The 11,639-nt window shown below is 73.6% G+C and carries 11 protein-coding genes; 8 read left to right on the plus strand and 3 right to left on the minus strand.

Annotated features, from left to right (window positions below; all coding sequences use genetic code 11):
* The first annotated feature begins 297 nt into the window (after nt 1-297).
* Nucleotides 298-1,755, plus strand: a complete 1,458-nt coding sequence (locus ACTIDRAF_RS0208490) for an RICIN domain-containing protein (protein ID WP_052168756.1) — start codon at nt 298-300, stop codon at nt 1,753-1,755.
* A gap of 76 nt (nt 1,756-1,831) precedes the next feature.
* Here the strand turns inward: ACTIDRAF_RS0208490 and ACTIDRAF_RS27850 are convergent, their stop codons facing one another.
* Both ACTIDRAF_RS27850 and ACTIDRAF_RS0208500 read right to left on the minus strand, forming a co-directional pair.
* Entirely contained in the window at nt 1,832-2,836 is a 1,005-nt protein-coding gene (locus ACTIDRAF_RS27850) for an HNH endonuclease signature motif containing protein (protein WP_157162924.1), read from the minus strand.
* Nucleotides 2,837-2,978: 142 nt separating this feature from the next.
* Nucleotides 2,979-4,397 carry an FAD-binding oxidoreductase gene (locus ACTIDRAF_RS0208500; protein ID WP_016698311.1) on the minus strand — a complete coding sequence of 473 codons (1,419 nt, stop codon included), beginning with the start codon at nt 4,395-4,397 and terminating at the stop codon, nt 2,979-2,981.
* 63 nt (nt 4,398-4,460) lie between these two features.
* On the opposite strand from ACTIDRAF_RS0208500, the gene ACTIDRAF_RS0208505 reads away from it, so the two are divergent.
* Nucleotides 4,461-5,459, plus strand: coding sequence for a helix-turn-helix transcriptional regulator (locus tag ACTIDRAF_RS0208505; protein ID WP_016698312.1), 999 nt, complete (start codon nt 4,461-4,463; stop codon nt 5,457-5,459).
* 111 nt (nt 5,460-5,570) lie between these two features.
* On the opposite strand, the gene ACTIDRAF_RS0208510 is transcribed toward ACTIDRAF_RS0208505, so the two are convergent.
* Nucleotides 5,571-6,032: a nuclear transport factor 2 family protein gene (locus ACTIDRAF_RS0208510; protein WP_016698313.1), complete on the minus strand. Its 462-nt coding sequence runs from the start codon at nt 6,030-6,032 to the stop codon at nt 5,571-5,573.
* An 89-nt stretch (nt 6,033-6,121) separates the two neighbouring features.
* On the opposite strand from ACTIDRAF_RS0208510, the gene ACTIDRAF_RS0208515 reads away from it, so the two are divergent.
* The 6 genes from ACTIDRAF_RS0208515 to ACTIDRAF_RS27855 form a co-directional block, all read left to right on the plus strand.
* Complete coding sequence (locus tag ACTIDRAF_RS0208515) at nt 6,122-6,688, plus strand: TetR/AcrR family transcriptional regulator (RefSeq protein ID WP_016698315.1); 567 nt, start codon at nt 6,122-6,124, stop codon at nt 6,686-6,688.
* A gap of 371 nt (nt 6,689-7,059) precedes the next feature.
* Nucleotides 7,060-7,788, plus strand: a complete 729-nt coding sequence (locus ACTIDRAF_RS0208520) for a class I SAM-dependent methyltransferase (RefSeq protein WP_245533476.1) — start codon at nt 7,060-7,062, stop codon at nt 7,786-7,788.
* A gap of 126 nt (nt 7,789-7,914) precedes the next feature.
* Nucleotides 7,915-8,946 (plus strand): phosphotransferase family protein, encoded by a 1,032-nt coding sequence (locus tag ACTIDRAF_RS0208525; protein WP_016698317.1) that lies wholly within the window; start codon nt 7,915-7,917, stop codon nt 8,944-8,946.
* Nucleotides 8,947-9,143: 197 nt separating this feature from the next.
* Nucleotides 9,144-9,947: a nucleotidyltransferase domain-containing protein gene (locus tag ACTIDRAF_RS0208530; protein WP_016698318.1), complete on the plus strand. Its 804-nt coding sequence runs from the start codon at nt 9,144-9,146 to the stop codon at nt 9,945-9,947.
* A gap of 101 nt (nt 9,948-10,048) precedes the next feature.
* Nucleotides 10,049-10,822, plus strand: coding sequence for a GNAT family N-acetyltransferase (locus ACTIDRAF_RS0208535; protein WP_016698319.1), 774 nt, complete (start codon nt 10,049-10,051; stop codon nt 10,820-10,822).
* Between the two features lie 119 nt (nt 10,823-10,941).
* Nucleotides 10,942-11,639 (plus strand): DsbA family oxidoreductase (locus ACTIDRAF_RS27855; protein ID WP_016698320.1); only part of this gene is annotated, 698 nt, incomplete at its 3' end.

Below are 11,639 nucleotides of genomic sequence, written 5' to 3' on the forward strand. Positions count from 1 at the left end.
TGTCCTTTCGACAACCACCGCTCCCGACTTCGATGCGCCGGGAATTGAAGCCCTCGCACGCCAACGGTTACGGTGATCCAGATCACGCGATCGGCCCGGCTGACCTCCCCTCGGAAGGAGCTACCGGTGCGCGTCCGCTCCCGGTCCGGGTTCCACCGCCTGCCGGTGGTGGCTCGACGCACGTCCCCGGTCCGCGAGTCCGGCCGTCGTCCGCTCGCCGTTCCCCACGGTCGCCGCTGCTCGCCGCATCCCGAGATCGCGTGCTCACATCCGTCGACAGCGAACAAGGGAGTGCGCATGTCCCGGACACGATGGACACGACGACGCCCGGGCGCCGTGCTGGCCGCGATGGTCGGCACCCTGGCCCTGCTGATGACCGGCGTCCTCACCGGTACCGCGTCGGCCGAACCCGTGCGGGTCCCCAACGGAACGCAGTTCACCGACACCGACGGGAACCCGCTGCACGCCCACGGCGGCGGCGTGCTCAAGGTCGGCGAGTACTACTACTGGTTCGGGGAGAACCGGAACCCCGACTTCACCTTCCGGCACGTCTCGGCGTACCGGTCGACCGACCTGCGGAACTGGGAGTTCCGCAACCACGTGCTGACCCAGGACAGCGACCCGGAACTCACCGTCGCGAACATCGAGCGCCCCAAGGTGATCTACAACGAGTCCACGGGGCAGTTCGTCATGTGGATGCACAAGGAGAACGGCCGGGACTACGGGGAGGCACGTGCCGCCGTAGCCGTGTCGGACACCGTCGACGGCGACTACGAGTGGCGGGGCAGCTTCCGGCCCTTCGACGAGCACATGTCCCGGGACATCACGGCCTTCGTTGACGAGGACGGCACCGGGTACATGATCTCCTCCGCCCGGGAGAACTACGACCTGCACGTGTACCGGCTGACCCCCGACTACATGCAGGTGGAGGAACTCGTCCACGTGCTGTGGCCCGGCGGCCACCGGGAGGCCCCGGCGATGTTCGAGCGCGACGGCGTGTACTTCCTCGTCACCTCCGGTGCCACCGGGTGGAACCCCAACCAGCAGAAGTACGCCACCGCCGAGTGCGTGGAGTGCCCGTGGACCGAGCCGACGAACCTGGGGAACTCGACGGCCTTCGGCTCGCAGACGGCCTTCGTGCTCCCTGTGGAGGGCAGCGAGACCACCAGCTACCTCTACATGGGTGACCGGTGGGGCCCGGCGCAGGGCGGCACCCCGAACGACTCCGAGTACGTGTGGCTGCCCCTGGAGTTCCCCACCCCGACCTCCCTCACCATGGACTGGTCCCCCGAGCTGGAGATCGACACCGCCACCGGACGGATCAGCGGCCTGGACGGGGGTCAGGCGCGCCCGGTGGTGGCCAGGCACAGCTCCAAGTGCCTGGACGTGGCGGACGAGTCCACCGCCGAGGGGCACCGGGTGATCCAGTGGGAGTGCACCGGGGGTGACAACCAGCGGTGGTTGTCCCGGGATGTTGGTGGTGGGCACGTCGAACTCGTCGCCTGGCACAGCGGACGGTGCCTGACCGTGGAGGGCGGCGCGACCAGCGCCGGCGGCGCCGTGACGCAACGGGCCTGCACCGGGGAGCCCCACCAGCAGTGGCGTCCGGAGGACGCCGGGGCGGGCCACGTCCGCTACGTGGCCCGGCACAGCGGATTGTGCCTGGACGTCGCCGACGAGTCGACCGCGAACAACGCCACCGTCCACCAGTGGAGCTGCGGCACCGGCACCCACCAGCACTGGTCCCGGGGCTGACCGTCGGGTTCCGGCCCCCACCTCTGTCAGGTCACGGCTGCTGCAGCGCTGATCGAGCCCGGGCCGCAGATGTGGGTCACGAGGGCTCGACGTGCTCGGGGCCAGGCGCCAACCTGTCGCGCAGGGCGGCCCTCGTCGTGTCAGTTGCGAGGGCCGCCACCGTGATGACCTGGTAGTCGTACTGGCAGTACTGCGGGTGCTCGGCGACGCGTGGGGACAGCCGGACGGTGAGGTCGTCGGGGTCGATCCAGAGCAGGCCGGCGTCGAACAGCTGGTGGATGTCCGACCGCAGCAGCAACCCCTCGTCCACGACGTGCGTCTGGTGGGTGGCGAAGTCGCGGAGGTGGGCGGCCTGGAGGACTTCGGCAGGGCACGGGCCGGTGACCGCGCACACCAGGCCGAACCTTTCCAGCAACGCCGATCGGAACGGACCCTGGTTGATGCGTTCCTGCACCGACCGTTGGCGGGTCCCGCCGCTGATGCTGCGGCTTCGGCTTCGGGTTCGGGTTCGGGTTCGACCCTCCGCGCTGCTCGTTTTCGCCGCTGGCAGCGTTACCGACAACCGGTCGAGGTGCGCGGTGAGCGCGTTCCGGTCCAGCTCGCGCATCGACTGCTGTTGTGACCGGTTCAGGGCCAGGTCCTCCAGGTCCGTCCTGGACAGTCCCCCGTCGAGGCTCACCCAGGTGTTGGGGTAGTGGGCCGCGAACTGGGTGACAGGAATCTGGATCTGTTCCGGTTCGTCGAAGGAGTGGTTGCACGGGCGGCGGCAGTGGAAACGCGGCCGTTGCACCTTTCGGGTCACGTAGTTCGTGGTCCGGCAGCGCGGACAGAGGTTGCGGGTCTTCGTCGCACCGGGGGTCACCTCGATCCGCTCGATGCGGGCGATCCCCAGCGCCCGGGTCTTGTCGCGCAGGACGACGGTGTCCCCCTCCTGCACCGCCCGGTAGTTGGCCACCGTGGTGTCGTACCGGTAGACCTCGTCGACGATGTCCTCATAGCCCTCGTTGCCCTGGAAGAAGCGGTCCTCACCCAACGTCAGGAGAGACCACGCTCGAGGCCCTCCGCGTGAACGGTCAGTCACCGCTTCAGGCTACTGAGATCCACCCTTCTCGGTGGTGACTTCAGCACGGCCCGACATCAGCGGCCCGACCGGGGGACACCCGGCCGGGCCTGCCCGCACACGTACTGCTCCGCGCGTTGAGCGGGGTCGTCCGGTTCCTGGCTCAGTTCGGGGAGGTGGGGGAGGTCGGGGGGATGTTGCGGTTGTGCCGGAACAGGTTCCTCGGGTCCCACCGCGCCTTCGTGTCGACCAGCCGCCGGTAGTTGGCCGGCGTGTAGGCGGCGCGGACCCGCTCGGTGTCCGCTCCGTCCCCGTCCAGGAAGTTGACGTAACCGCCTCCGGTCGACCACGGCCGTAGCGCGGCGCGCACCTCGGCGTGCGGGGCGCGGAGCGCGGCCGCCTGTTCGGGGGTGGCGTCCGGGGGCGTGCGGCGGGTGAGCCCGAGGAGGAACTCGGCGTCCCGGTGGCTGACGCAGTTCGGTTCGGCGGGTGGGCGTCGGAGTGCTCCGCCCAGGTGGCGGATCTCCAGGACCTGCGGAGACGGGGAGTCGGGGCCGACGCGGTCCAGGACCGCGTTCAGGGCATGGTCGGGGAGCTCGTCGAGGAACAGGTTCGCCGTCTGGTAGCCCATGGGCTCGGTCGGGTCGGAGCAGATGGTGGCCGAGTCAGTGTAGGGGAGTTCACCGACGGCGTCGAGCAGCCGGGGACCCACCGCCCGCAGGGGCGCGATGGCCTCGTCACCGGCCGCCGCGTCGAGTGCCGCCGCGATCCGCACGTGCAGGACGTGGCGGCCCCGCAGGGCGTCGGGTACGCCGTCGACGTCGGGGAAGGGGACGAGGGCCACCGAGGTGGTGATCTCCTCTCGTGCCGTCGCCGTCCAGTCCCGCCAGGCGCGCAACGCCGCGGCGACCAGTGGCGTGTCGTAGAAGAGCCCCCCGCCGTAGAGGGTGGCGACGGGGACCAGGTCGATCTCCATGCCGGTGACCACCCCGAAGTTCCCGCCGCCGCCGCGCAGCGCCCAGAACAGGTCCGGGTGGGACTGGGCGGTCACCGCGCGGCTCGTCCCGTCGGCCGTGACGAGTTCGATCGCGCGCACGTGGTCGGCGGCATAGCCGAACCGGCGGGCGAGCAGTCCCAGGCCGCCGCCGAGGGTGTAGCCGACAGCGCCGACGTGGGGGGTGCTGCCCGAGAGGGGAGCGAGGCCGTGGGCGCCGGCCGCCTCGATCACGGCGGACCAGGACGCGCCGGCCTCGATCCACGCCGCGCGTCGGCCCGGGTCGACGCGGACCCCGGCGAGTTCGCGGGTCACCACGAGCAGTCCCCCGGTGTAGCGGGGAGGAACACCGTGCCCGGAGTTCAGGACGCCGACGGGCAGGTCGTGGTCGGCGGCGACGCGCACGGCGGCCCGGACGTCGGCGGTGGTGGCGGCGACGACGGCGATGTCGGGTCGGTGGGGGCCGTAGGTCTGGAAACCGGTGGTGGTGGCGGCGAACTCCGGGTCCTCGGGCAGGAGGACCCGGCCGGCCACCTCGGCGCGCAGGGTGGCGATGGCGGGGGCGAGCGCGGAGGTCGACGTGGTCATGCGTTCGACGCTAGAACGCCTTGCGGACCGGACGTGTCCGCAAGGCGATGACATCCTGAAAGAGTGAACGCGAGCCTGCCGGGGCGGCTGCTGACCCTCCTGTCGCTGTTGCAGAGCCGGCGCGAGTGGTCGGGGGCCGAGTTGGCCCGGCGGCTGGAGGTGACCGACCGGACGGTCCGCCGCGACGTCGAGCGGCTGCGGGCGCTGGGCTATCCGGTGCGGGGAACGACCGGCACGGCCGGCGGGTACCGGATGGTCGCCGGGCGGGATCTTCCGCCGCTGCTGCTGGACGACGAGGAGGCGGTGGCGGTGGCCACCGCGCTGCTCACCGCGGCCGGCGGCACGGTCACCGGGATCGAGGACACCTCGGTGCGGGCGTTGGCGAAGGTGGAGCAGGTGTTGCCGGCGCGGCTGCGGCACCGGGCCGCGGCCCTGTCGCGGACCACGGTTCCGCTCGTGCGGCCGGCGCCGAACCAGGTGCGCCCGGAGGTGCTGTCGGTGCTCGCCGTCGCCTGCCGCGACAACGAGGTGGTGACCTGCTCCTACCGCCGGCGGGACGGGGTGGTGACCGAGCGCCGGGTGGAACCGCACCACCTGGTGACCGGCCACCAGTTGTGGTACCTGGTCGCCCACGACCTGCGCCGCGACGGGTGGCGGACCTTCCGCGTCGACCGGATCAGCGAGGTCGCCCCGACCGGTCGGCGCTTCCGGCCCAGGGAGGTCCCTGGTGGTGATCCGGCCGACTACCTGCGGCAGGTCCTGGTGGCGACGCCGTTCCCGCACCAGGTGGTGCTGCGCGTGGCCGCCTCGGCCGCCCGGGTGTCCCGGGTGTTGACCGACCCGTTGCCGGGCCGGGTGCGGGACACCGAGGACGGCGGGTGTGTGGTGACGCTGGGTTCGGACACGGTGGACGCCCTGGTGCGGGAGGTGCTGGCGGTCGTGGCGCTCGGGGTGCCGGTGACGATGACGGGCTCGGAGGTGCTGCGGGAGCGGCTGCGCGCGCTGTCCGCCCGTCTCTCGGAGGTGGCCGGCGGCGGCGCGGCGTCCGACGGCATGGAGTGAGTCCGCGGGTGCCCGGTCACGGGGTCGGTGGCGGACGTGCCGCCCACGGCTACCCGCCGACCGGACCGCGTCGCCCCTGCCGTCGGCTGACCGGCGTCGCGCGTGCCCCGGTCACCACAGCGGGATCTCGGTTCCGTGTTCCTCCGGGGGGCGGGGACCGTGGATGCGTCGTTGGGCTTCGCTGATCGCGACGTCGTTGATGCTCGCCTCCCGGCGCGACATCAGGCCGCGTTCGTCGAACTCCCACAGCTCGTTGCCGTAACAGCGCCACCACTGCCCCGTCCGGTCGCGGCACTCGTACTGGAAGCGGACCGCGATCCGGTTCCCCTGCCACGTCCACAGGGACTTGCGCAGCGCGTAGTCCAGTTCACGCTCCCACTTGCCGGTCAGGAAGTCGATGATCTCCGCCCTGCCCCGGAGGACGGTGTCGCGGTTCCGCCAGACCGAGTCCGGGGTGTAGGCGGTCGCCACGCGCCGGGGGTCGCGGGTGTTCCACGCGTCCTCCGCCGCCTGGACCTTCCGCAGCGCTGTTTCCTGGGTGAACGGCGGGTAGGGCGGGCGGTCCTCCGGCATCCCCTGCTCCTCACTCCCATGAGAGAACGATCGTTCTCCACCGGTGATCTACACTAGAGAACCACCGTTCTCAACGTCAAGGAGTCCCCGTGCCAGCCCCGACGTCGGAGGAACGGAACCGCCTCGACCGTGCGGTGCTCCTCGACGCGGCGGAGCGGCTCTTCTACGAGCGCGGCATCCGCGCGGTGGGGATGGACCAGGTCCGTGCCGCCTCCGGTCTGCCGCTCAAGCGGATCTACCGGTTGTTCAGCGCCAAGGAGGACCTCGTGGTGGCGGTGTTGCGCCGCCGCGACCAGCGGTGGCGGGGCGAGCTGGTCGACCACGTGGAGCGGGTTCCCGAGCCCCGCGACCGGGTCCTGGCGCTGTTCGACTGGCTGGAGCGGTGGTTCGCGGAACCCGGCTTCCGGGGATGCGCCTGGATCAACGCGCACGGCGAGCTCGGCTCGTCCTCGGAGCGGGTGCTGGCCGAGGTCCGTTCCCACAAGCAGGCGTTCCACGACCAGATCGCCGAGTGGGTGCGCGCCACCGGGGCGCCGGTGGTCGAACCCGTCGTCCTGCTCGCCGAGGGCGCCATCGTGACGGCCGGTGTCAGCGGTGACCCGGCGGCGGCCCGCCATGCACGGCGAGCCGTCGCGCGGATGCTCGGGACGGTGTGAGCACCCCCGCTCGTCCCCGCCGACCGCGGCCGCCGGGCCTCGCAGGGCGCCGGGACAGGGAGGCCACGCCCACCCGCGTGGGGGTGGACGAGCGGCTCCAGCCCCACCTTCCCGCCGGGGGCCGTCGGGGTGCGCGGTGGGGCGCGGGAGGACCGCTCGACGCACCACGCGAGTGACCTCGTGGCGTCACCGGCCCCGGTCGTCCGCCCCGGGACGAGCCGCACGGGTGGTGGGCCGGGCGGCCCTCGTGACCCCGAGACGCGCCGTGCTCCGGTGGTGGCTCGGGTGCGGACCTGGTCGCCGTCGCACCCGAAATCGGTGGACAGCGCGGGCGGTCGCCGGGAATCGTCACACCCAGGCGCCAGGAGGACATCTGGGACGCGGAGGCGGCCCGCCGCTACGACACGCCGGGACAGGGCAGGTTCGCCAGCGAGGTCCTGGAACCGACCGTCGACCGCCTGGCCGCGCTGGCCGGTGACGGAGCGGCACTGGAGTTCGCGATCGGCACCGGTCGGGTCGCCGTGCCGCTGGCCGAGCGGGGAATCCGGGTCACCGGGATCGACCTGTCCCGCCCCATGGTCGAGCGGCTGCGGACCAAGGTGGACGAACGGGCCGTCCCCGTCGTCATCGGGGACATGGCCACGGCCACCGCACCGGGCCAGTACTCGCTGGTCTACCTCGTCTACAACACGATCTCGAACCTGCTCACCCAGGCCGAGCAGGTGGCCTGCTTCCGCAACGCCGCCCGCCACCTGGTGCCCGGCGGCCGGTTCGTGATCGAGCTGGAGGTACCCGAGCTGCGCCGGCTGCCCCCGGGGCAGGAGGCGCTGGTCTACCACGCCGAGCCCGGGTACGTCGGCCTGGACACCTACGACACCGTGCGCCAGCACCTGGTGTCCCACCACTTCACGTTCGGCGAGGGCAGGCAGGCGCGGCTGGCGCGCAGCCCGCACCGCTACGTCTGGCCGTCCGAGCTCGACCTGATGGGGCAGCTGGCCGGGTTCGACCTGGAGAAGCGGTGGGCCGACTGGTCCGGAGCCGAGTTCACCGCCGAGTCCCGGTCCCACGTCTCCGTCTACCGGTTATCACCGGCCCCGTGAGTCCGCCGTGGACACGCGGTGCCCTGCCCGGCGTGTCGCGCGACCGTGGGACGACCCGCGAGCGACTGCCCGCCGGCGGAGGAGGACGGCACGGCACCGCCCGGCCGGGTCCGGTAGGCAGGAGGGATGACGCCCTCCTCCCGGGTCGACCACGACGGCGAGGTGACGAGCCGCGCCGTCGCCTTCGCGGCGCACGCCCTGGCGGTCCCGCCCTCGACGGGAACCGCTCGTCGGCTCCCCGGTGGGGAGCGGCACCTGCTGGTGCGGGTCGACTGGTCGTCGGGGCCGGGCCCGGTCGTCGTGCGGGTGGCGAGCAGGGCCGGCGAGCGGGAACGGGTGAAGGCCGCCCGGGAGGCGGCCGTCCTGGCGTCGGGGCGCGTCCCGAACGCACCCCGGCTGCACGCCCGCGACCTCGACGGGCGGTGGTTCGGCGCCCCGGCCCTGTGCGTGGACCTGCTCCCGGGCCGCCCCACCCGGCTGGCCGCCCTGTCGGAGACCCGGGCCACCGCCCTGGGCCGGGTGGTGGCCGACGTGCACGCCACGGATCCCGAGGTGCTGCGCGCGGTGGCTCCGGAACCGACGTTCGCCGAGTACGCCGCGAGGACGTGGGCCGACTCGGTGGAGGCGAAGCTGGCCTCGGCGGGCCGCGCTCCCGGGGCTGGTCCCCGTGAGCTGGTCTCCGGTGGCGACACGTTCGCCCGGGTGAGGTCGCTGGTGCTGGAGCGGGCGGTCGAAGCTGACCGGGCCGGGCGGCCCGGGGTGGTGCACGGTGACCTGAGCGCGGGCAACCTCGTCTGGTCGGACGACGACCCGTCCCTCGTGGACTGGGAGGACGTCCGCGTCGGGGATCCCGCCGAGGACGTGGCCTACCTGTTCGGCGAGTCCTCGGTCGCCCCGGCGGCGCGGTCGGCGTTCTGGCGGGGCTACGCGTCCCGGTCGTCGCGCGAGGTGGTGGAGGCGGTCCGGGCACGAGCCGGGGTGTGGGAACCGGTGGTCCTGTTGGCCTCGGCCGTCTGGTGGTGGGACCGGTACACGCGGCTGGTGGAGGGTGCGCTGTCGCGGTCGTCCGGTGTCGGGTCGACACCGGACGACCACCTGCGGGAGGGGAACATCCGCTTCGCGCGGTACCGGCGGTCGCTGGCCGACCTCCCGTCCTGACGGGTCGGCCACCCGGCGGGACACGCGCCGGCCGGCCAGCCGCCCCGGCCCGGACCTCGCGGACGGCCACGGGGTGGGGGCTCCCGCTCCGGACGGGTCACCCCGCGCGGGCGGCGGCCGACGAGGTCGTGCCGTTCCCACCGGTGGTCCTGGAAAACCCGGTGGAAGTGCCCTCCCGGGTGGGGCATCCTGCGCGGATGGACGAACACGGGCTGGACGGCGCGGGAACGATCTCCCGGGAGGGGGCTCTCGACCGGGTCGGCGCGGAGTTCGCGCCCGTGGTCGAGGCGACCCGGGCCCGCCTGGTGGCGGCCTTCGACGCCGCCCGGGTGCACGGCGCCTACCTCTACGGCAGCATTCCCCGGGGCACCGCCGTTCCCGGCAGGTCCGACCTCGACGTCCTGGTGGTCCTGCGCGGGGAGCCGACGGACACCGACCGGGCCCGGGTCAGGAGCATCGAGTCCGCGCTGGACGAGGCCTTCCCGCAGATCGACGGCGCCGGCATCCTGCTGTCCAGCGCGGCGTCCCTGCTCAGCGACGGGGAGCGGTACGACGGCGGGTTCTTCGTCGCCTGCCTGTGCACCCCGCTGCTCGGGGAGGACCTCGCCGAACGGCTGCCCCGCTACCGCCCGGACTCGGTCCTGGCGCGGGAGACGAACGGGAACCTCGGTTCCCTGCTGCCCCGGTGGCGGGAGAGGCACGCCGCCGCCACCACGGACGCCGAGCGGCGTTCCCTCGTGCGCGGCGTCGCCCGGCGAGTCGTCCGCACCGGGTTCACGCTGGTCATGCCCCGGTGGGGCGGGTGGACCAGCGACCTCACCCGGTCGGCGGACCTGTTCGCGCGGTACTACCCCGACCGCGGTGAGCGGATGCGGGCCGCCGCCGAGGCCGCGCTGGCTCCGACCGCGGACGGGGACGTCCTCGGGATGCTGCTCGACGACCTCGGCCCCTGGCTGGCCGAGGAGTACGCCGCCGTGCACGGGGTCCCCGGGCCGCGCTGAGGAGGGCCGTTCGCGCGTTCCGCGCGAGGGCGGGGCCGATCGCGGTACCCGTGCCACACTGCCCCCGACCCGCGGCTCACCCACCGGAAGGGAGGCGGAGGATGTCGACCACGTCCGCGACCAGCACGGCCGCCCTGGTCGCCGCGCTCCAGGAGCGCACCGCGCGGGCACTGCCCGCCGAACACGTGGTCCGCCTCGGTGGCTGGTGGTTGCGGCACTCCCCCGGCTGCGCGTGGTGGTCGGCGGCCGTGCTGCCGCACCAGGAGTTGGCGGCGGGGCAGCTGGCGGACCGCGTGGCGCGGACGGAACGCTGCTACGCCGGGCGCGGCGGGACCGCCCGCTTCCAGATCAGCCCGGCCGCGCCCCGCCGGTTGGACGCGCTGCTGGCCGGGCGGGGCTACCGCCGGGACAGCCCGATGTCGTTGCGGACCGCCCCGGTCACGCGGGTGCTCAGCGGGGCGGGCGACGCCCACCTCCCGGTGTCGGTGCGGGACCACGCCGACCCGGCCTGGTTCGACACCTGGTTCGCGGTGCACGGTGCGGGCCTCGACCGGGAGGCCGAACGTCGGATGCTCGACCGGCTGGACCGGCCCGGCGGGTACGCCTCCGTGGTCGTGGCCGGGGAGGTGGTGAGCGTGGGCCGGGTGGTCGTCGACGCGGGGTGGGCGGGGGTGTTCGGCATGGCGACCCTGCGGCACGCCCGGGGCCGGGGCGCCGCCGGGCTGGTGCTGCGGGCGCTGGCGGAGTGGGCCGGGCGACGCGGAGCCGACCAGCTCTACCTCCAGGTGGACGAGGACGACACCGCCGCGACCGGGCTGTACACCCGCGCCGGGTTCACCGAGCTCGCCGCCTACCACTACCGCACCGCCCCCTGAGCCGGGCCGGAGGGGAGCCCGGGCCCCGCCGCCTCCTGCGGCCGGAACGGGTCGACTACCGTGGCGGACGCCCGCGCGGTGTCGTTCCGCGCGGTCATGGCGTGCGGAAGGAGCCGCTGGTGCGGGTCGACATCTGGTCCGATCTGGTCTGCCCCTGGTGCTACCTGGGCAAGCGGCGGTTCGAACGGGCCCTCGACGCCGCCGGTCTCCGCGACCGCGTCGAGGTGGTGTACCGCTCCTTCCAGCTCGACCCCGGTTTCCCGCGGGGTGAGACCCGCGACCAGGCCGAGGTGCTGGCCGCGAAGTTCGGCACCTCCCCGGAGGAGGCGGCCCGGATGGGGACGGAGATGGAGCGCAGGGCGGCCGAGGACGGGCTGCGGTTCCGGATGGACGGGCTGCGGTACGGCAACACCTTCGACGCCCACCGCCTCGTCCAGTCCGCCACCGAACAGGGGGTCGGTCCCCAGGTGGTCGAGCGGTTGTTCCGCGCGCACTTCTGCGAGCAGCGGTCCCTGTTCGACCGGGACTCCCTGGTGCGACTGGTCACCGAGGCCGGGGTGGACGAGGCCGAGGCCGGCCGCGTGCTCGACGACGGGGACGCGCACGCCGACGCGGTGCGCGCCGACCTCGAGCTGGCTCGCCGGCTCGGGGTGAGCGGCGTGCCGTTCTTCGTGCTCGACGGCAGGTACGGGGTGTCGGGGGCGCAGCCGGTGGAGGTGCTGGCCCGCGCCCTGACCACGGCGGCCGGGGTGGACGGGCGGGCCGCCGACCCGGCGGAGGGCGGGGGCGGGGCCGCGTGCGCCGTTCCGGACGGCAC

The organism is Actinoalloteichus spitiensis RMV-1378 (assembly GCF_000239155.1).
Taxonomy (GTDB): Bacteria; Actinomycetota; Actinomycetes; order Mycobacteriales; family Pseudonocardiaceae; genus Actinoalloteichus_B; species Actinoalloteichus_B spitiensis.

Excerpts from the sequence above, each read along its gene's own strand:
- ACTIDRAF_RS0208535 (WP_016698319.1), top strand. The coding sequence starts at position 10,049 with ATGTCGACCACGTCCGCGACCAGCACGGCCGCCCTGGTCGCCGCGCTC.
- ACTIDRAF_RS0208510 (WP_016698313.1), bottom strand. The coding sequence starts at position 6,032 with ATGCCGGAGGACCGCCCGCCCTACCCGCCGTTCACCCAGGAAACAGCG.
- ACTIDRAF_RS0208500 (WP_016698311.1), bottom strand. The coding sequence starts at position 4,397 with ATGACCACGTCGACCTCCGCGCTCGCCCCCGCCATCGCCACCCTGCGC.
- ACTIDRAF_RS0208525 (WP_016698317.1), top strand. The coding sequence starts at position 7,915 with ATGACGCCCTCCTCCCGGGTCGACCACGACGGCGAGGTGACGAGCCGC.
- ACTIDRAF_RS0208530 (WP_016698318.1), top strand. The coding sequence starts at position 9,144 with ATGGACGAACACGGGCTGGACGGCGCGGGAACGATCTCCCGGGAGGGG.
- ACTIDRAF_RS0208490 (WP_052168756.1), top strand. The coding sequence starts at position 298 with ATGTCCCGGACACGATGGACACGACGACGCCCGGGCGCCGTGCTGGCC.